This window comes from Acidovorax sp. 210-6 (assembly GCF_010020825.1).
Taxonomy (GTDB): domain Bacteria; phylum Pseudomonadota; class Gammaproteobacteria; order Burkholderiales; family Burkholderiaceae_C; genus Simplicispira; species Simplicispira sedimenti.
In genome coordinates this window covers 813,910-834,194 of the sequence record NZ_JAACJE010000001.1, presented here as the reverse complement: position 1 = coordinate 834,194, position 20,285 = coordinate 813,910, and the positions used below count along the sequence as shown (strand labels likewise).

Annotated in this window: 16 protein-coding genes; 5 read left to right on the top strand and 11 right to left on the bottom strand. The window is 64.3% G+C overall.

The window, feature by feature from the left end:
• Positions 1-201 precede the first annotated feature (201 nt).
• The gene (gene polA, locus GWK50_RS03815) at positions 202-2,994 is read right to left on the bottom strand and encodes a DNA polymerase I (protein ID WP_162015369.1); all 2,793 of its coding nucleotides are present in this window, start codon (positions 2,992-2,994) and stop codon (positions 202-204) included.
• 100 nt (positions 2,995-3,094) lie between these two features.
• Between polA and GWK50_RS03810 the strand changes: the two genes are divergently transcribed.
• Both GWK50_RS03810 and GWK50_RS03805 read left to right on the top strand, forming a co-directional pair.
• Complete coding sequence (locus tag GWK50_RS03810) at positions 3,095-3,514, top strand: hypothetical protein (protein WP_162015368.1); 420 nt, start codon at positions 3,095-3,097, stop codon at positions 3,512-3,514.
• Between the two features lie 99 nt (positions 3,515-3,613).
• Positions 3,614-4,810 carry a serine hydrolase gene (locus GWK50_RS03805; RefSeq protein ID WP_162015367.1) on the top strand — a complete coding sequence of 399 codons (1,197 nt, stop codon included), beginning with the start codon at positions 3,614-3,616 and terminating at the stop codon, positions 4,808-4,810.
• 133 nt (positions 4,811-4,943) lie between these two features.
• Here GWK50_RS03805 and acnA read toward each other — a convergent pair whose 3' ends face one another.
• From acnA to GWK50_RS03790, 3 genes are all read right to left on the bottom strand, one after another.
• Positions 4,944-7,682 (bottom strand): aconitate hydratase AcnA, encoded by a 2,739-nt coding sequence (acnA, locus tag GWK50_RS03800; RefSeq protein ID WP_162018009.1) that lies wholly within the window; start codon positions 7,680-7,682, stop codon positions 4,944-4,946.
• Positions 7,683-7,931: 249 nt separating this feature from the next.
• A complete protein-coding gene (locus tag GWK50_RS03795; protein WP_162015366.1) occupies positions 7,932-8,219 on the bottom strand; it encodes an H-NS histone family protein in 288 nt (95 codons plus the stop codon).
• A 147-nt stretch (positions 8,220-8,366) separates the two neighbouring features.
• Positions 8,367-9,656 carry a hemolysin family protein gene (locus tag GWK50_RS03790; RefSeq protein ID WP_162015365.1) on the bottom strand — a complete coding sequence of 430 codons (1,290 nt, stop codon included), beginning with the start codon at positions 9,654-9,656 and terminating at the stop codon, positions 8,367-8,369.
• Between the two features lie 24 nt (positions 9,657-9,680).
• Between GWK50_RS03790 and GWK50_RS03785 the strand changes: the two genes are divergently transcribed.
• Positions 9,681-10,523: a symmetrical bis(5'-nucleosyl)-tetraphosphatase gene (locus tag GWK50_RS03785; RefSeq protein WP_162015364.1), complete on the top strand. Its 843-nt coding sequence runs from the start codon at positions 9,681-9,683 to the stop codon at positions 10,521-10,523.
• A 122-nt stretch (positions 10,524-10,645) separates the two neighbouring features.
• Here GWK50_RS03785 and GWK50_RS03780 read toward each other — a convergent pair whose 3' ends face one another.
• Positions 10,646-12,094, bottom strand: a complete 1,449-nt coding sequence (locus tag GWK50_RS03780; protein WP_162015363.1) for a DEAD/DEAH box helicase — start codon at positions 12,092-12,094, stop codon at positions 10,646-10,648.
• A 435-nt stretch (positions 12,095-12,529) separates the two neighbouring features.
• On the opposite strand from GWK50_RS03780, the gene GWK50_RS03775 reads away from it, so the two are divergent.
• Complete coding sequence (locus GWK50_RS03775) at positions 12,530-13,849, top strand: hemolysin family protein (protein WP_162015362.1); 1,320 nt, start codon at positions 12,530-12,532, stop codon at positions 13,847-13,849.
• A 48-nt stretch (positions 13,850-13,897) separates the two neighbouring features.
• Here the strand turns inward: GWK50_RS03775 and GWK50_RS03770 are convergent, their stop codons facing one another.
• On the bottom strand, positions 13,898-14,536 hold the full coding sequence (locus GWK50_RS03770; protein ID WP_162015361.1) for a lytic transglycosylase domain-containing protein: 639 nt from the start codon (positions 14,534-14,536) through the stop codon (positions 13,898-13,900).
• Entirely contained in the window at positions 14,533-16,278 is a 1,746-nt protein-coding gene (locus tag GWK50_RS03765; RefSeq protein WP_162015360.1) for a proline--tRNA ligase, read from the bottom strand. Before GWK50_RS03765 ends, GWK50_RS03770 begins: the two co-directional genes overlap by 4 nt.
• Before the next feature lie 92 nt (positions 16,279-16,370).
• Between GWK50_RS03765 and GWK50_RS03760 the strand changes: the two genes are divergently transcribed.
• Positions 16,371-17,051: an RNA pyrophosphohydrolase gene (locus GWK50_RS03760; protein ID WP_162015359.1), complete on the top strand. Its 681-nt coding sequence runs from the start codon at positions 16,371-16,373 to the stop codon at positions 17,049-17,051.
• Between the two features lie 7 nt (positions 17,052-17,058).
• On the opposite strand, the gene proB is transcribed toward GWK50_RS03760, so the two are convergent.
• From proB to rplU, 4 genes are all read right to left on the bottom strand, one after another.
• Positions 17,059-18,210, bottom strand: coding sequence for a glutamate 5-kinase (proB, locus tag GWK50_RS03755; protein ID WP_162015358.1), 1,152 nt, complete (start codon positions 18,208-18,210; stop codon positions 17,059-17,061).
• Between the two features lie 53 nt (positions 18,211-18,263).
• Positions 18,264-19,343, bottom strand: coding sequence for an Obg family GTPase CgtA (gene cgtA, locus GWK50_RS03750; protein WP_162015357.1), 1,080 nt, complete (start codon positions 19,341-19,343; stop codon positions 18,264-18,266).
• A gap of 131 nt (positions 19,344-19,474) precedes the next feature.
• Entirely contained in the window at positions 19,475-19,732 is a 258-nt protein-coding gene (rpmA, locus tag GWK50_RS03745; RefSeq protein ID WP_162015356.1) for a 50S ribosomal protein L27, read from the bottom strand.
• A gap of 18 nt (positions 19,733-19,750) precedes the next feature.
• Positions 19,751-20,062, bottom strand: coding sequence for a 50S ribosomal protein L21 (rplU, locus tag GWK50_RS03740; protein ID WP_162018008.1), 312 nt, complete (start codon positions 20,060-20,062; stop codon positions 19,751-19,753).
• Between the last annotated feature and the right edge of the window lie 223 nt (positions 20,063-20,285).

The following is a 20,285-nucleotide window of genomic DNA, read 5'->3' as shown; positions in this document are numbered from 1 at the left end:
CTGTGTTCCGGCAAAGGGGTCAGAGCCCGGGTTTCGCTGCGCGAAATCGCGATCCGACCCCTTTGCCTCTGCCGCCCGCGCGCCTTGAAACCGGCGCGCCCCAGGCCAGCAGACGCCGCGCAAGGGCCGCCCCGCCGCGCTAGCGTCGTCCCCCTGCCCGCGGCGCGCAGCGTTGCGAGAGCGGGGGGGTGTCGTCTCATCTCAATGCGCCTTGTCCCAGTTGGGCCCCACGCCCACCTCGGCCAGCAGCGGCACCTTGAGGTCGGCCACGCCGGCCATGAGGCGCGGGATGTGGCCGCGCAGCCAGTCCACCTCGGCCTCGGGCAGCTCGAACACCAGTTCGTCGTGCACCTGCATGATCATTCTGACGGCGGGCTTTTCGGCGTCCAGCACCTGCTGCACCTTGACCATGGCCATCTTGATGAGATCGGCCGCCGTGCCCTGCATGGGGGCGTTGATGGCGGCGCGCTCGGCGCCCGCGCGGCGCGGGCCGTTGGGGGAATTGATCTCGGGCAGGTACAAGCGGCGGCCGAACACCGTTTCGACGTAGCCGCGCGCCTTGGCCTGGGCCTTGGTTTCGTCCATGTACTGCTTCACGCCGGGGTAGCGCTGAAAGTAGCGGTCGATGTAGGCCGCGGCGGCCTTGGTCTCGATGCCGAGGTTCTTCGCCAGGCCGAAGCTGCTCATGCCGTAGATCAGGCCGAAGTTGATGACCTTGGCGTAGCGGCGCTGCTCGCTCGTCACCTGGTCCAACGCCACGCCGAACACCTCGGCGGCGGTGGCGCGGTGCACATCCAGACCGGCGTGGAAGGCGTGCAAGAGCGCGTGGTCGCCACTGATGTGGGCCATGATGCGCAGCTCGATCTGGCTGTAGTCGGCACTGGCGATCACGCAGCCGGGCGGCGCCACGAAGGCCTCGCGCACACGCCGTCCCTCGGCCGTGCGGATGGGGATGTTCTGCAGGTTGGGGTCGTTGCTCGACAGGCGCCCCGTGACGGCCACGGCCTGCGCGTAGTGCGTGTGCACGCGGCCGGTGCGCGGGTGGGCCAGTTGCGCGAGCTTGTCGGTGTAGGTGCCCTTGAGCTTGGAGAGGCTGCGGTGCTCCAGCAGCTTGGCGGGCAGGGGGTAGTCTTCGGCCAGCTTTTCCAGCACTTCTTCGTCGGTGCTGCGCGCGCCGGTGGCGGTCTTCTTCACCACGGGCATGCCCAGCTTGTCAAAGAAGATTTCGCCGAGCTGCTTGGGGCTGCTGAGGTTGAAGGGCTGGCCGGCGATCTCATACGCCTCGGTCTCCAGCTGCAGGATGCGCTGGCCCAGCTCGTGGCTCTGCGCGGCCAGCGTGGGCGCGTCGATGAGCACGCCGTTGCGTTCGATGCGGTAGAGCGCCTCGCTGCTGGCGATTTCCAGCTCGTAGATGAAGCGCAGTTTCTCGTCGGCCTGCAAGAGCGGCCACAGCGCCAGGTGCACGTCCAGCGTCTGGTCCGAGTCTTCGCACGAATAGGCTGCAGCCTTGTCCACCGGCACCTGGGCGAACGGGATCTGGTGCGCGCCCTTGCCGCACAGGTCTTCGTAGCTGATGCCGGTGCGGCCCGTGTGGCGCTCGGCCAGGCTGGACAGGCCGTGGGGCTTGTGCACTTCGAGCACGTAGCTTTGCAGCATGGTGTCGTGCACATAGCCCTGCACTTCGATGCCGTGGTTGGCGAACACGTGGCGGTCGTATTTGACGTGCTGGCCGAGCTTGTGGTGCTTGCCGTTTTCCAGCCAGGGCTTGAGGCGCGCCAGCACCTCGTCGCGCGGCAGTTGCGCGGGGGCGTCCGGCCCGGCGTGGGCCAGCGGAATGTAGGCGGCCTCGCCCGGCTGCACGCTGAAACTGATGCCGACGATTTCGGCGCGCATTTCGTCGAGCGACGTGGTCTCGGTGTCCAGCGCCACGAGGTCGGCCTTCATCAGGCGCTGCAGCCAGTGGTCGAAGTCGGTCCAGTTGAGAACGGTGTCGTACACCACCGTGCGGTGCTGCGCGGCCTCGGCCACGGGGCTGGCGGAATGGTCGGCAAACAGGTCGCCGCTTTCGCCGGGCATGGCCACCACGGGTGCGGGCGCGGCGGCCGGGGCCTCGGCGCCCAGCGCGCGCGCCAGGCCCTTGAAACCGTACTGCTCGTAGAAGTCCTTGAGCCGGGGCGTGTCGGGCGCACCCAGGGCGATGGCGTCGAGCCGGGGCAGGCCCTCGACCCAGCCGCCGAGATCGCAGTCGGTCTTGATGGTCAGCAGTTGCCGGCCCGTGGGCAGCCAGTCCAGCGCCTTGCGCAGGTTCTCACCGGCCACGCCCTTGATCTTGTCGGCGCTCTGCACCACGGCGTCGAGCGAACCGTATTCCTGCAGCCACTTGGCCGCCGTCTTGGGGCCCACCTTCTCCACGCCGGGCACGTTGTCGATGGCGTCGCCCACCAGGGTCTGGTAGTCCACCATCAGCCGCGCAGGCACGCCAAATTCGGCCTCCACGCCGGCCAGGTCGCGGCGCTTGCCGCTCATGGTGTCGATGATGGTGATGTGCTCGTTCACCAGTTGCGCCAGGTCCTTGTCGCCGCTGCTCACGATCACCTCGATGCCCTGGCGCGCCGCGGTCACGGCCAGCGTGCCGATCACGTCGTCAGCCTCCACGCCGGGCACATCCAGCACCTTCCAGCCCAGCAGGCGCACCACCTCGTGGATGGGCGCGATCTGCGCGCGCAGGTCGTCGGGCATGGGGCTGCGCTGCTGCTTGTACTCGGGGTAGATCTCGTCGCGGAAGGTCGGGCCCTTGGCGTCGAACACGCAGGCGGCATAGTCGGCCTGCACCTCCTTGCGCAGCGCCTGCATCATGTTGATCATGCCGCGGATGGCGCCCGTGGCAGGGCTGTTCGGATCGCCCGGCACGGCACGCAGGTCGGGCATGGCGTGGAAGGCGCGGTAGAGGTAGCTGGAGCCGTCCACCAGCAGCAGGGTCTTTTTGTCGCTCATGCGGGCGATTGTGCACACATGGCGGGGGTTCGCGCCCTTCGCCGCCCAGGCGGGGCGGATACCGGCACAATGTCGGCGAATACGACCCGAGAACATTGCCATGAAAGCCCTGCTCACCACCCTGATGATGGCCGCCGCCTGCCCGCTGGCCCTTGCCAACACCGATTTCAAGAACGTCCCCCCGCCACTGCAGAAGGCGCTGCACGGCAACGCGCTCAAGTCGGCGCACATGGAGGACGGCGTGCTGCGCCTGCACACCAGCAAGGCCGAGGTGTCCGAGCTGGTGTATGCCACCTTTGTGTTCCACAACATCTGCGGCGAGCAGTGGATGAACCCCCAGCAGTTTGTGCAGTTCGGTCTCAAGCGGGTGGAGCTGCTCAACGCCGACGGCAGCCAGGGCTTTGCCTTCGACGCGCGCGGCGACGTTTGCGAGCAGATGGGCCAGCTGGGCAAGAACTTCCGCACCTTCATCGGCCAGTACACCGTCAAGTGCACGGCCGGCGCCTGCCCGCGCCCCTGACGCAAAGCCGGGTTACGTCAGCCGGGGAAACCCGCTGCCCCGCGCTGCACGCTTGGTGTTCAATCCTCGCTGTCTTGTTACCGCACGGGGAGTGCACCGTTGAAAACCCTGAAGAAAATCGCGCTGGGCACGCTGGCAACGCTGGTGCTGGCCGGCACGGTCGGCTGGTTCAGTCTGGACAAAGAAACGCGCGGCCTGCTCAAGACCGTGCCCACCAACCGCGACCTGCTGTTCTGGAGCGTGCCGCAGCGCGACGCGGCCTTCCGCGCACTGGACCGCATCCCGCTGCTGGCCAAGTGGCGCGTGGTGCAGCCCAGCAGCACGCCGCGCAGCCTACCCCCCGGCCAGCCGCTGGCCTTGCCGCTGGACCTGGACGCCTACATGGCGGGCCAGCGCAGCAGCGCCATCCTCATCGTGCAAGGGGGCAAGCTGCGTGTGGAGCGCTACGGCCTGGATTACGGCCCGGACGGCCGCTGGACGAGCTTTTCCGTGGCCAAGTCCTTCACCTCCACCCTGGTGGGCGCCGCGCTGAAGGACGGCCACATCAAGAGCATGGACGACAAGGTGAGCGACTACATCACCAGCATGAAGGGCTCGGCCTACGACGATGTGAGCATCCGCCAGCTGCTCACCATGACCTCGGGCGTGCGCTGGAACGAAGACTACGGCGACCCCAACTCCGACGTTGCCCGGTTCAACAACCACGCGCCCGAAGCCGGCGTGCCCGCCATCGTCAGCTACCTGCGCCAGTTGCCGCGCCAGGCCCCGGCGGGCGAGCGCTGGCTTTACAGCACAGGTGAGACCAACCTGGTGGGCATCCTGGTGAGCGAGGCCACGAAACGGCCGCTGGCGCAGTACCTGGAAGAAAAGATCTGGAAGCCCGCAGGCATGGAGCAGCAGGCCACCTGGATTCTGAGCAAGACGGGCCAGGAGATCAGCGGCTGCTGCATCCAGGCCGCCGCGCGCGACTATGCGCGCATGGGCCAGTTCATCCTGGAGGGCGCCAAGGTGCAGGGCCAAGGCATCCTGCCCGAAGGCTGGCTGCAAGACGCCACCACCAAACGCGCCGACATCGGCAAGCCCGGGCGCGGCTACGGCTACCAGTGGTGGACCTATGACGACGGCAGTTTCGCCGCGCGCGGCATCTTCGGCCAGGGCATCTTCATCGACCCCAAGCGCCAGCTGGTGATCGCCTCCAACGCCAACTGGGCCGGGGGCGCCAGCTCGCCCAAGGAGAGCGAGGCGCGCGAAGCCTTCTACAAGGCCGTGCAGCAGGCGGTGGACGCCGAACGCTGAAGGCCAAGCCAGCCCCCCATCCGCTTTGCCGACCCACGGCCCATGAACCTGGCGCGCCCAAGGCCAGGGCTCTCGCGCAAGGGCCGCCGCTACGCCGATATTCAGGCGCCGAAGGCGCCTGAGGAGGGTGTTCCTATCCTTCCAGCAACTGCTGCAGCACGTAGGGCAGGATGCCGCCCGCACGGTAGTAGTCCACTTCGATGGGCGTGTCGATGCGCAGCAGCAGCGTGGTCTCCAGGCGCGTACCGTCGCTGCGGTGCACCACGAGCCGCGCCTCGCTTCGCGGGGTGAGCGCGGGGTCGGGCAGGATGTCGATGCGCTCCTGCCCCGTCAGGCCCAGCGCTTCCCAGGATTCGCCCGCCTTGAACTGCAGCGGCAGCACGCCCATGCCCACCAGGTTGCTGCGGTGGATGCGCTCGAAGCTGCGCGCCACCACCGCGCGTATGCCCAGCAACTGCGTGCCCTTGGCAGCCCAGTCGCGGCTGGAGCCGGTGCCGTACTCTTCGCCCGCAAACACCACCGTGGGCACGCCTTCGGCCTGGTAGCGCTGGGCAGCGTCGAAGATGGACAGCTTGTCGCCAGAGGGCTGGTGCAACGTCCAGCCGCCCTCCTCGCGCGAGCCATCGGCCAGCGCGGGCAGCATGAGGTTCTTGATGCGCACATTGGCAAAGGTGCCGCGCACCATGACTTCGTGGTTGCCCCGGCGCGCGCCGTAGCTGTTGAAGTCGGCCTTGTGCACACCATGCTGCAGCAACCACTGGCCTGCGGGGGAGCTTTCCTTGATGGAGCCTGCGGGCGAGATGTGGTCGGTGGTGATGGAATCGCCAAACAAGGCCATGGTGCGTGCACCCTGCACGGCTACAGGATTTGAATGATTTTGGCCTGTAGCGCCCGCTGAATAAGCGCCATAAGCTATTGAATTGATAGCAAAATCAGCAAAGAAGGGGGGCTCTGCAATGTAGGTGCTCTGCGGCCAGGTGTAGGCCGTGCCGCTGACGCCCTTGATTTTTTTCCACAGCGTGCCGGGATCGGTGGCCACCTTGGCGTAGTTCTCGCGGAAGGCCTTGCCCTTCATGGCGAACTTCAGGAGCTGGTGGATTTCCTCGCTGGTGGGCCAGATGTCGCCCAGGTACACGTCGCGCCCGCCCTTGCCCTGGCCCACGGGCTCGGTCATCAGATCCTTGAGCACGGTGCCCGCAATCGCATAGGCCACCACCAGCGGCGGACTCGCCAGGAAGTTGGCCTTGAGGTTCGGGTGGATGCGCGCCTCGAAGTTGCGGTTGCCCGAGAGCACCGCCGCGCACACCAACTCGTTCTGCGTGATGGCCGCGTTGAGCTCGGGCGTCAGGTCGCCCGCGTTGCCAATGCAGGTGGTGCAGCCATAGCCAGCGACGGCAAAGCCCAGCTTTTCCAGGTACGGCAGCAGGCCGGTTTCGCGGAGGTATTCGGTCACGATGCGCGAGCCGGGCGCCAGCGAGGTCTTGATGTGCGGCGCCACCCGCAGCCCAGCCTGCACCGCCTTTTGGGCCAGCAGGCCTGCAGCCAGCAGCACGCTGGGGTTGCTGGTGTTGGTGCAGCTGGTGATGGCGGCAATCAGCACGTCGCCATTGCCTACGGTCACATCGCTGGACCGCACGGGGTAGCGCGTGTGCAGCGCCTGCGCCGGGCGGTTGAAGCCGTTTTGCGCATTGGGCAGGCTGAACAGGCTGGCGAACTGGCGGCTGACCTGGCCCAGCTCGATGCGGTCCTGCGGGCGCTTGGGCCCGGCCAGGCTGGGGGTGACGCTACCCAGGTCCAGCGTCACCACCTGCGAGTAATCCACCTCGCCCGCCAGCGGCACGCCGAACAGGCCCTGGGCCTTGAAGTAGGCCTCGAAGGCTTCGATCTCGCCCTTGGTGCGGCCCGTGCCCTTGAAGTAGTCGATGGTCTTCTCGTCCACCGGAAAGAAGCCCATGGTGGCACCGTATTCAGGCGCCATGTTGCCGATGGTGGCGCGGTCGGGCAGCGCCAGGGTGCGCGTGCCCTCGCCAAAAAACTCGACAAACTTGCCCACCACCTTGTGCTGGCGCAGCAGCTCGGTCACCGTCAGCACCAGGTCGGTGGCGGTGACGCCCTCGCGCAGCTGGCCCGTCATCTCGAAGCCCACCACATCGGGCGTGAGGAAGTACACGGGCTGGCCCAGCATGGCGGCCTCGGCCTCGATGCCGCCCACGCCCCAGCCCACCACGCCAATGCCGTTGATCATGGTGGTGTGGCTGTCGGTGCCGACCAGGGTGTCGGGGTAGTAGGTGCCATCCTTGGTCTTGTGCACACCGCGCGCCAGGTATTCGAGGTTGACCTGGTGCACGATGCCAAAGCCCGGGGGCACCACGCCAAAGGTGTCGAAGGCCTGCATGCCCCATTTCATGAATTCGTAGCGCTCGCGGTTGCGCTGGAATTCGAGCTTCATGTTCAGGTCCAGCGCCTTCTTGCTGCCGTAGTGATCCACCATGATGGAGTGGTCCACCACCAGATCCACGGGCACCAGGGGCTCTATCTTCTTCGGGTTCTTGCCCAGGCGCTGGGCGGCACTGCGCATGGCGGCCAAGTCGGCCAGCAGGGGCACGCCGGTAAAGTCCTGCAGCACCACGCGCGAAACGACGAAGGGGATCTCATCCTTGCGTTCGGCCTGAGGCGCCCATTGGGCCAATTGCCGCACATGCTCTGGCGTGACCTTGCGACCATCGCAATTGCGCAGCACCGATTCGAGGACGATGCGAATCGAGACTGGCAGGCGCCCTATTGCCGGATATTCCTGCGCCAATGCCGGCAGGGAAAAGAACTGGCCTTTTTTCCCGGAAGCCATGGTGAACGCCCGCCGGATATGGGCCATGGGATGTGTGGCTGCCTTGTGATGGGCCATTTGGATACCTCCTGTCGTGGGTGTGGCCTGTATTTTTGCCACGAATGGTGGATGCCTGCAATGGCCCGATCCGTTAAGTGGGCTCTGGCCATGTGCACTCCACACAGAGCCATGGCGTTATCTTGTTGACACGCCCCTGACTTGCGACATGGCTTTTTTTCCAAAAGCCCAAAACACAAAAACCCGCCGAAGCGGGTTTTTATAGGCTGCAAATGCAGATCAAATCGCGAATTTGGCGCGATCCTGACCCTGAATCCACTTGGGCGGCTTGCCACGCCCGGTCCACGTCTGGCCCGTGGCGGGATCGCGGTATTTGGGCGCCACCTTGGTGCCCGCCACCGTGCTGCGGCTGCGTGCAGGGGGAAACACATCCTGAGGCGTCAATTCAAACTCGGCAATCAGCGACTGGATTTTTGCAATGGCGCCGGAAATGGCGTCCTGGCGCGCGGCCTTGATGCGCTGCTCCAGCGCTTCGCGCTCTTGAATGAGTTTCTTGTAATCTTCCATGGCGGTGTGGATGGTGAAGTGGACGACGGCTCTGATTATATACAGAGTTGCTGTTATTCAACAAACCACCGCGGCATCGCAATCCTTGAAAACCTGAAATTCCTTGAATTTCAACGATTATTCGTATCAATTAACCCTTTGGGGCGATCAGTTTTCCCTGAGGGCCAGTACCTTGTCAATGCGTTTTCCGTCCAGATCCACCACTTCGAATATCCAGCCCACGCACGCAATTCGCTCTCCCACGCTGGGCAAGTGCCCAGATTCGGCCAATAACAGGCCAGCCAAGGTGTTATAGCGTCCACGGTCCTCGTCGGGCAATTCGCGAATATCCAGGCGCGCCTTGAGTTCAGGCACCGGGACCAGGCCATCGAGCAACCAGCTCCCATCCTCGCGCTGCACAGCCCAGGCATCCCGCGGAGTGCCAGGCTGCAATTCGCCGGTGATGGCTTCGAGCAGATCGCGCGGCGTCATCAGGCCTTGCACCACGCCGTATTCATCCACCACGAACACCATGCGTCCCGCACGCTGGCGAAACTGCTCCAGCAGCTCCATGCCACTCAAGGTCTCGGGCAGAAAGGCTGCGGCCTGGGCATGGGCCCCCACAGGCAAGGGCTCCTGGGGGCCCAGCTCCAGCAGGCGCGCCACACTGATCACACCAACCACCTCATCCAGAGAACCACGACACACCGGGTACCACGAATGCGCCCCGGTGCTGCTGCCTGCACTGGCCTGTTGCAGCGCCTGGGCTACGGAGCATGCAGCGTCGATCCAGTGCACATCACTGCGCGGCACCATCAGCGATGTCAGCGGCCGGTCGTCAAGGCGGAAGACGTTCTGCACCATCTGGTGTTCATGCTGCTCGATCACACCCGCCTCGCGCCCCTCCTCCAGACTGGCGGCGATTTCTTCCTCGGTCACGGCGCGTGCAGCGTCGTTGTCTACGCGCAGCACAGCCAACACGCCCTGTGTAGAAAGCGACAGCAAGCGCACAAAGGGCTTGGCCGCATGCGCTACCCAGGCCATGGGCCGGGCGACAAAGCGCGACACGGTTTCAGGGTACAACTGCCCAATGCGCTTGGGTACCAGTTCACCAAAGACGATGGTGACAAACGTAATGATGGTCACCACCAGCGCAGTGGCGGTGATGCTGGCGGGCCGCTCTGGCATGCCCAGTGCCGCCAACCACAGCATGAGATCGTCACTGAACGCCGCCTCGCCGATGATGCCGTTGAGCATGCCAATGGAAGTGATGCCCACCTGCACCGATGAAAGGAACTGCGTAGGATTGTCCAACAGGCCCAATGCGGCCTGCGCGCCCTTGTCACCACTTTGCGCCATGGCTGACAAACGCGCCTTGCGGCTCGACGCCAGGGCCATCTCGGACATAGCGAAAACGCCATTGAGCAGGGTCAGGAACGCAATCAGCAGAAAATCCATGCTTCAGATGTAACAAAAATCACCATGGCACTTTACTGTATTGGCGATGTGCAGGGCTGCGACACTTCCCTGCAGCACCTGCTGGACCGGATGGGCTTCTCACCCAGCCGCGACACGGTGTACCTGCTGGGCGACCTCGTCAACCGCGGCCCAGAATCGGCCGCCGTGCTGCGCCGCTGCATACAGCACGCGGGTGCGCTGCGCTGTCTGCTGGGCAACCACGACCTGCACCTGCTGGCCGTGGCGCAAGGCGTGCGCCAACCATCGCGGCGCGACACATTGGATGGCATCCTGCAGGCCAGCGACCGCGAAGCCCTGCTGCACTGGCTGCGCCAGCAGCCCCTGGCCTGCGAACATGTGCATGCGGGCAAGCGCCTGCTGATGCTGCATGCAGGCGCCCTGCCCGCCTGGAGCGCCGCCGATGTGCTGCGTCTGGCGGGCGAAGTGCATGCCGTGCTGCGCAGCGACGATCTGCCAGACTTTCTGCACCAGATGTACGGCAACCAGCCCGATCAATGGCATGAGCACCTGGAAGGCGCAGACCGCCTGCGTGTGGTGGTCAATGCGCTGACCCGGCTGCGCTTTTGCTCGCCGCAGGGCGTGATGGACTTTGAAAGCACCGAATCGGCCAGCCAGGCTCCGGCAGGCCTGCTGCCCTGGTTTGACGTGCCTGGCCGCCGCACCGCAGGCACCTTGCTGGCCGTGGGGCACTGGTCCACACTGGGGCTGCTCAACCGACCAGATCTGTTGGCGCTGGACACGGGCTGCGTGTGGGGCGGAAAGCTCAGCGCGGTGCGCTTTGGCGCAACGCTGGCCGAGCGCGAGATTCTGCAGGTGAAGTGCCCGCAGGCCCAGCGACCCGGCTAAAGTTCGCTATACTTTTGATAGCTATTAGCGCTCACCCTTATTGGCTTTGAAACTGTTTTGAGTGCTTTTTTAGGGTGGCTGACTGGATCCCGGCCAGCAGTCTCTCAAAGCCCCCTCAGAAATCAAGCCACTGGATCTTGCGCCTTGAACAATGCCGCCACCTTGCGCTTGGGCTTGATGTTGGGCGACACGCGCCCGGTGGACGGACGCTCGGCAGCCTCCCACGAAGGCTTGGGTGCGTCGGCCGGGGTTTCATAGGGTTGCTCGAAGAACGGATCGCGCGGCGCCGCAGGCGCATAACGCGAAGGGCTGCGCGGCGCGCGGGCTGCGCGTTCGCCGCGGGCATTGCCCTCCACCGAATCGTCGCCGCCACCCTCCGCATCACGCCAATGGCGCCGCCCATCGTTGATGCGGCCACGCGGACGGTCCTCGTCGTACTCCAGCGCCTCGATCTCGATCTTCTTCTTCAGCAGTTTCTCGATGTCCGCCACCAGACGCCCATCACTGCCCGACACCAAGGTCACCGCCAGCCCCGAGGCGCCAGCGCGGCCCGTGCGGCCGATGCGGTGCACATAGTCCTCGGCATTGAACGGCACATCGAAATTAAACACCGCCGGCACATCCTTGATGTCCAGCCCGCGGGCGGCCACGTCGGTGCACACCAGCAAATCGACGGCGCCCTGCTTGAAGGCGTCCAGCGCCTTGAGGCGCTCGTCCTGGCTCTTGTCGCCGTGCAACGCGGCCGTCTTGAGGCCCTCGCGCTCCAGGCTGCGTGCCAGGCGCGCACAACCCAACTTGCTGTTGACGAAGATGAAGGCCTGCTTGATCTCACGCGAGCGCAGCACCTGGTGCACGGCGCGGCGCTTGTCCTCGTCGCTCGCGCTATAGAAATGCTGCTCGACGGTGGACGCGGTCTCGTTCGGCCGCGCCACCTCGATGGTGATCGGGTCTTGCAGGTAGCTGCCCGCCAGCCGCTTGATCTCGGGCGAGAAGGTGGCAGAGAACAGCAAGGTGGTGCGCTGCTTGGGCAGGTAGCTCAGGATACGCTGCAGATCCGGCAGGAAGCCGATGTCCAGCATGCGGTCGGCCTCGTCAAGCACCACGTACTCGACCTGGTTGAGGACGGCGTTCTTGGCCTCAATGTGGTCCAGCAGACGGCCTGGTGTGGCCACCAGTACCTCAACGCCCTTTTTCAGCTCCAGCGTCTGGGGCTTCATGTCCATGCCGCCGAACACCACGGTACTGCGCAGCTTGGTGTACTTGGCATACAGCGCGATTTGCTGCGCCACCTGGTCGGCCAGCTCCCGCGTGGGCAGCAGCACCAAGGCGCGCACCGGGTGGCGTGCGGGAGATGTGGAACTGTTTTCGTGCTTGAGCAGGCGCTGCAACAGCGGCAGCGAAAACGCTGCCGTCTTTCCCGTGCCGGTCTGGGCTGCGCCCATCACGTCCTTGCCGGTCAGCACGACGGGAATAGCTTGCGCCTGGATGGGCGTCATGGACTCGTAGCCCATTTCGGCCACAGCGCGCGCCAGCGGCTCGGCCAGCGATAGATTGGAAAAAGAACTGGTCATTGAACTTGGTATTGTCGCACTGTGCGATCAAATCGTGCCGACTCTTGAAGACCTCACTCTAGCGAGGGTCAGCCCCACGCCGCAACGAATGTTGTCGCCTGTGATTTCAGATGACGGCACAACAGAGCGCGCACCTCTTCACCAACAGGCCTTCAATCATGCGAAACCGGACATTTGGCGAAGCCAATCGCAGCGAACAAGCAAGGATTGAGCGGGCATTTCCGGCATTGAGCCTCCCGCACTTCTGCGATTGAATTTGGGCGTGTTTCTTGCAGGAGATGGCCATGACAACCCATAGCCTTGTTCTGCAAAACACCAGCCTGCCCGTGGCACGCATGCACAAGCTGTTCCATCCCGGTGACATGGCTGGTGTTTATGGCGGCAAAGATACACTCAAGCCATTGTGCGCCTGCGCGCCACGCCCCTCCTACATGCATGACACTGAGTTCCAGCTTGCTGCTCATCGGGCTGCTGATTGCAGCCAGCGCTTTTTTTTCCATGGCCGAAATCGCGCTCGCGGCGGCCCGGCGCCTGCGCCTGCGCCAGCTGGCCGATGAGGGCGATGCCCGCGCCGAACGCGTGCTGCGCGTGCAAGACCAGCCAGGCGACTACTTCACGGTGGTGCAGATCGGGCAGAACGCCGTGGCCATTCTGGGCGGCGTGGTGGGCGAAGGCGCCCTGAGCCCGCATTTCAGTGCATTGCTGGCCTGGTGGCTACCGACGTCCACTGCGCAGACGCTGGGCTTTCTGGCCTCGTTCACGGTCATCACCTCGCTGTTCATCCTGTTTTCCGATCTGTTCCCCAAGCGCCTGGGTATGGCGCGGCCTGAGGAACTGGCCATGCGCCTGTCCGGCCCCATGGCTTGGTGCATGGTCTTGCTGCGGCCTGTGGCCTGGCTCTACAGCCGCTGCGCAGACGCTCTGTTCCGTCTGTTCGGCCTGTCGTCGCTGCGTGACGAACGCGTCACCTCCGAGGACATCCTGGCCATGATGGAAGCCGGCGCGCGCGCGGGGGTGCTGGATGTGGACGAGCAACAGGTCATCACCAACGTGTTCGAGCTGGACACACGCACCGTCTCCAGCGCCATGTCGCCACGTGAACGTGTCGCCTACTTTGTGCGCGACGAGAGCGATGCGGTGATCCGCCTGCGCATTGCGGCCGAGCCCTTCTCGACCTACCCGGTGTGCGAGGGCGACCTCGACCATGTGGTGGGCTACGTGGACGCCAAGGACCTGTTCCAGCGCGTGCTGAACAACCAGCCCATCTCGCTCAAGGACGACAGCCTGGTGCGCAAGGTGCTGATCGTGCCCGATCGGCTGACGCTGTCCGAAGTGCTGGCCCAGTTCCGTCAGGCGCACGAGGACTTTGCGGTCATCGTCAACGAATACAGCCTGGTGGTAGGGGTGGTCACGCTGAACGATGTGATGAGCACCGTGATGGGCGGCCTGGTGTCGCCCTTCGATGAAGAGCAGATCGTGCAGCGCGACCAGGACTCCTGGCTCATCGACGGCATCACTGCCATCGATGACGTGCAACGCGCACTGGGCCTGGACGAACTGCCCCACCCCGGGGAGTACGAGACGCTTGCGGGTTTTCTCATGGTCATGCTGCGCCGGGTGCCCAAGCGCACCGACGCCGTGGCCTGGGGCGGCTACAAGTTCGAGGTGATCGACGTGGACAGCTACCGCATCGACCAAGTGATGGTCACGCGCATCCCTGAGGGCACACCCGCTGCCTCAGCCCCAACGGCGTAAGCACGCCATATTGATCGTCGGCAAAACCAACGACTAGATAGCTATCGCTCAGCCCGCTCGGTCATCAAAGATCCAGTGTCGCTGCGCGGCAAACACCGCATTGGGGTAGGCCGGCTTGCCCCGGCTACCGTTGTAGCGCCCCAGCGCCATGTAAAGATCGCCGCGCTCGCGGTCCAGGTAGTGGCGCAAGATGACGCAGCCAAAGCGCAGGTTGGTCTGCATATGAAACAGCTTGCCAGGGTCACCATCGCCGATCAGGCGCGTCCAAAACGGCATGACCTGCATGTAGCCGCGCGCGCCCACACTGGAGACTGCAAACTTTCGAAACGCACTTTCGACCTGCACCAACCCGAGCACCAGCGACACGTCAAGACCTGCACGCTTGCTTTCGTACCATACGGTTTGAAGAAACTCCCGCCTCACCTCCAGGTCGGGCTTGCGGCGCCGCAGACGGTTGCTCATGGCGCCCATCCAGCGCAAGTAGTGCATCCGGGTCTCGGTGGTGGGGAACTGGGGCTCGGGCGGCGCGCTGTTGGCAATGGCCGAACTCAGCGCGGTGCGCACCGAATCCATCAGCGGCTCTTCGATCTGCCCGCCCGCATGCGCCACCCCCGGCAGCGCCAGCCAGGCGGCAGGGGCCAAGGCCCCACCCAGCACCAGTGAGCGCCGGGCAATGCCCTGCGTCATGGGGCCAGACGGCCCAGGACATGGGCCAGTACATCGGCCACCGCCACCTTGGTGGCGCTGGCGTCGCGGCGGTGCTGGTATTCGACCTGACCTTCCTTGAGGGCGCGATCGCCAATGGTGATGCGGTGCGGCACGCCAATGAGTTCCCAGTCCGAGAACATGACGCCCGGGCGCTCGCAGCGGTCGTCGAGGATCACGTCCACCCCCGCCTGCTGCAATCCGGCGTACAAGGCCTCGGCCTGGGCCTTCACCTCAGGGAAGCGGTCGGGCGAAATAGGGCACAGCACCACGGTGAACGGCGCAATGGCGTCGGGCCAGATGATGCCGCGCTCGTCATGGTTCTGCTCGATGGCAGCGGCGGGCAGGCGCGTGATGCCGATGCCGTAGCAACCCATCTCGAAGAACTGGGGTTTGCCGTTTTCGTCCAGGAAGGTTGCGTTCATGTCCTTGCTGTACTTGGTGCCCAGCACAAAGATATGCCCCACCTCGATGCCGCGCTCGATGGCAAGCGCACCCTTGCCATCGGGCGAGGGGTCGCCCGCGACCACGTTGCGCAAGTCGGCCACCACAGCGGGTTCGGGCAGGTCGCGCCCCCAGTTCACGCCGGTGAGGTGGAAATCCTCGGCATTGGCGCCGCAGATCCAGTCGGCCATCACGGCCACCTCGCGGTCGGCCACAATCTTGACGGCCTGCTTCAGTCCGATGGGGCCCAGGTAGCCGGGCTTGCAGCCGAAGTGCGCCTCGATCTCGGCCACCGTGGCAAAGCGCAAGCCCGCATCCAGCCCCGGCACCTTGGAGACCTTGATCTCGTTCATGTCGTGGTCGCCACGCAGCAGCAGCAGCCAGACCTGGGAGCGCACGATCTCGCCCTGCGCATTGGTCTCGTCGGTGGCCAGCACCAGCGACTTGACCGTGGTCTGCAAGGGCACGCCCAGCAGTTCGGCCACGTCGGCGCAGGTGCTCTTGCCCGGCGTGGGTACTTTTTGCATGGCCGCTGCAGCGGCTGGACGCTGGCCCTGGGGCGCCAGGGCCTCGGCCTTTTCCATGTTGGCGGCATAGTCGCTCTGGGGGCAGTAGACGATGGCGTCTTCGCCCGTGGCGGCAATCACCTGGAACTCTTCCGACATGTCGCCGCCGATGGCGCCCGAGTCTGCTGCCACGGCGCGGTAGCGCAGGCCAAAGCGGTCGAATATGCGCCGGTAGGCCTGGGCCATGGCCTGGTAACTGGCCTTGGCGGCATCCAGGTCGCGGTCGAAGCTGTAGGCGTCCTTCATGGTGAACTCGCGCCCGCGCATCAGGCCAAAGCGCGGACGGCGTTCGTCGCGGAACTTGGTCTGGATCTGGTAGAAGTTGCGCGGCAACTGCTTGTAGCTGCGCAGTTCCTGGCGCGCGATGTCAGTGACCACTTCTTCGCTGGTGGGCTGCACGACATAGTCGCGGCCATGGCGGTCCTGGATGCGCAGCAGCTCGGGGCCCATGGTGTCAAAGCGCCGGGTCTCCTGCCACAGCTCGGCGGGCTGCACCACGGGCATGGCCAGTTCCACCGCCCCAGCGCGGTTCATTTCCTCGCGCACGATGGCTTCTACCTTCTGTATCACGCGCAGGCCCATGGGCATGTAGGTATAGACCCCAGCTGCGAGCTTCTTGATCATTCCGGCGCGCATCATGAGCTGGTGGCTGACCACCTCGGCATCGGCGGGGGCTTCCTTGAGGGTGGAAATGAAGAACTGGGAGGCTTTCATCGGACGCAATCGGGCTGGGGGGGGTGCACCATACTTGCCGCGCATCAAGCGGCGTGCATAATGGATGCAGTTTAAAAATTTGGGGTTCGATTATGCTTGACCGGGACGGCTTTCGGCCGAACGTCGGCATCATCCTGCTCAACCACAAGAACCAGGTGTTCTGGGGCAAGCGCATCCGCACCCACAGCTGGCAGTTCCCGCAAGGGGGCATCGACCGGGGCGAATCCCCCGAACAGGCGATGTTCCGGGAGCTCCACGAAGAGGTGGGGCTGATGCCTGACCACGTGCGCGTGGTGGCCCGCACCCGGGATTGGTTGCGCTACGAGGTGCCTGACCGGTACATCCGCCGCGATGCGCGCGGACATTACAAGGGCCAGAAACAAATCTGGTTCCTGCTCCAGTTGCTGGGCCACGATTGGGATCTGAACCTGCGCGCCACCGACCACCCAGAGTTCGACGCCTGGCGTTGGAACGATTACTGGGTTCCGTTGGATGTGGTGGTGGAGTTCAAACGCGGCGTCTATGAAATGGCGCTGACCGAGTTGGCGCGCTTTATTCCACGCCAGGACCACCGCAACCGCTACCTGCGCGGCAGCATGCGATCAAGGGATCAAGATACCGCCTCGGGCGCCAGCGCGCCGCACCGCGGTGGGCAGTTGCTGTTGCACCCTGGAGTGGAATTGCCGCCCGGTGCCACCTTCGATCCGACACCGCCCTCGGGCACCGCGCCCGGACTCTCCGCTGACGGGGAAAAGTCACACGGCCAGCACTGAGCTTGTTTCAGAGGCCGGTGAGCACCAGATTGTCGCGGTGCACCATCTCGGCTTCGCCGGTGTAGCCCAGTAGTGCCTCAAACTCCGAAGAGGGTTTGCGGCACAGCAGCCGGGCTTCGGCGCTGGCGTAATTGGCCAGGCCGCGGGCGATCTCTCCCCCGGCAGGATCACGCACGGCAATCACGTCGCCCCGGGAGAAATCCCCCTCGACCGCTGTCATGCCGATGGGCAGCAGGCTCTTGCCCTCGCGGATCAGCTTGGCTGCAGCCCCTTCGTCCACGGTCACCGCTCCGCGCAACTGCAGGTGGTCGGCCATCCATTGCTTGCGCGCCTGCGTCTTGGCCGTCTGCGCCACCAGCAAGGTACCAATGGGTTCTCCACTGGCCAGACGCAGCAGCACATCGTGCTCCCGCCCCCAGGCAATGACCGTGGAGGCGCCAGAGCCCGCTGCACGCTTGGCCGCCAGGATCTTGGTGATCATGCCGCCCTTGCCGATGCTGGAGCCCGCACCTCCTGCCATGTCTTCGAGCGCAAGGTCGCCCGCCCGTGCCTCATGCACGAACTGCGCAGTCGGATCGCGGCGCGGATCGGCCGTGTACAGCCCTTTCTGATCGGTCAGGATGACCAGCGCATCTGCTTCCACCAGGTTGGCCACCAGGGCGCCCAGGGTGTCGTTGTCGCCAAACTTGATTTCATCATTGACCACCGTGTCGTTCTCATTGATGACGGGAACGACTCCCAAGGTCAACAACGTGAGCAAGGTGGAACGTGCGTTGAGGTAGCGCTCGCGATCGGCCAGATCAGCATGGGTGAGCAGCACCTGGGCGCTGCCCACACCGTTTTCGCGCAACTTGGTTTCGTACATTTGGGCCAGACCCATCTGGCCCACGGCGGCAGCGGCTTGCAATTCATGGACCTCGCGCGGGCGCCGACTCCAGCCCAGCCGTTTCATGCCTTCGGCAATGGCACCGCTGGACACCATGATGACTTCGCGGCGCTGCACTCCATCACCGCGCACCAAGGCGGCCAGTTGACGGCTCCATTCTCCAATGGCAGTTTCGTCAAGCCCACGGCCCTCGTTGGTGACGAGACTGGAACCGACCTTGACCACAATGCGGCGCGCATCCCGCAGCACAGACGATATTTTTACTTGGCTCATTGGGGCTCTAGCACCCATTTGAAGGGCGTCAATAGCTATAAATTTAATAGCATTCAAGGTTTGGCTGCAGGCTCAACGGCAAACCGGGGATCCACCTCGACCACCGGCCCAGCTTCGGCCACTTGCTGGGTACGCACCTGGTCATACACGGCGCGAATCAGCGACTCACAGCCCTCACGCGTCAGGGCTGAAATCTCGAACACCGGCCCTTTCCACTTGAAGCGCTTGACAAAGTCTGCCACGCGGGCAGCCCGCTCCTGGGGGGGCACCATGTCGAGCTTGTTGAGCACCAGCCAGCGCGGCTTGTCGTAGAGCGCCTTGTCGTACTTTTTGAGCTCGGCCACGATGGCCTTGGCCTGCGCCACGGGATCCACCGCCTCGTCGAATGGTGCCAAGTCCACCACGTGCAGCAGCAACCGGGTTCGTTGCAGGTGACGCAGAAACTGGTGCCCCAGGCCTGCTCCCTCGGACGCACCTTCGATCAAGCCCGGAATGTCGGCGATCACAAAACTCTGCTCAGGCCCGACGCGCACCACGCCCAGATTGGGGTGCAAAGTGGTGAAGGGGTAGTCCGCAATCTTGGGCCGCGCGTTGGAAACGGCGGCGATCAAGGTGGATTTGCCCGCATTGGGCATGCCCAGCAGGCCGACATCGGCCAACACCTTGAGCTCCAGCTTGAGATTCTTGCGCTCGCCAGGCCAACCAGGGGTCTTCTGGCGCGGCGCGCGGTTGATGGCGCTCTTGAAGCGCATGTTGCCGAACCCGCCATCGCCGCCCTTGGCAAGAACAACCACCTCGCCAGGGTTCAACAGTTCCAGCAGTACCTGCCCTGTCTCGGCATCGCTGATGATGGTGCCCACGGGCATCTTGAGGGTGATGTCGTCGCCGGCGGCGCCAAACATATCCGAACCCATGCCGTGCTCACCCCGCTTGGCTTCGTACCGGCGCGCGTAGCGATAGTCCACCAGCGTGTTCAAGTTTGGATCTGCAACCACATACACATGTCCACCACGGCCACCGTCTCCGCCGTTGGGGCCACCGAATTCCTTGTACTTCTCGTGGCGAAACGACACGCAGCCGTTGCCGCCATCGCCCGCGGCGACATCGATATAGGCTTCATCAACGAACTTCATGGGGTTTCCAGTGTACAAAAAGGCAGCCTGCCGGATGGCGGCAACGCGGCTCCTCCTTCAGCACCGCTCAAGAAGAAGCCACAAACAACAAAGCCCCGCAGCGCGGGGCTTGTTGGAGTGCGTCCGTCCGATCAGGCCGGAGTCACATTGACCGTGTGACGGTTCAGTGCACCCTTGGTGCCGAACGACACATGCCCGTCCACCAAGGCAAACAGGGTGTGGTCCTTGCCGACACCCACGTTCGTGCCAGGGTGGAATCGCGTGCCACGCTGGCGCACGATGATCGAGCCTGCACTGATCAATTCGCCGCCAAACGCTTTCACGCCGAGCATCTTGGGCTTGGAATCGCGCCCGTTTCGCGTAGAGCCGCCGCCTTTTTTCTGTGCCATGACATCTGCTCCTGGAAATTAAGCGGCGATCGACCCGATCAGCAATTCGGTGAATTGCTGGCGATGGCCCTGGCGCTTCTGGTAGTGCTTGCGACGGCGCAGCTTGAAAATGCGCACCTTGTCGTGCTTGCCATGCGCCACGATGGTGGCTTTGACAGAAGCGCCGGACACCAGGGGCGTGCCCACCTTGAGTTCAGCGCCGTTGCCGACAGCCAGAACCTGGTCGATCACGATTTCCTGGCCTACGTCCGCAGCAATCTGTTCTACTTTGATTTTTTCGCCGGAAGCAACGCGATACTGCTTGCCGCCGGTTTTTATGACCGCGTACATGTTGACCTCTTTCAGTGATTGCACAGCAGCATTAGCGCCCCGTGCTCAAGCCTCCATGGGACAAGCCCAAGGAACCAGGGATTATAGCACCGAGATCAGAAATACAACAAGCACCAAGACTCCCTGAGCACTGCGCAGAACGGGTTCCTATAATCAGCGGCCCTTGCTCGCATCGCCTACCTTGACCGCCGCCACTACCTCACCCCTTTCCCTGATCGCTCAC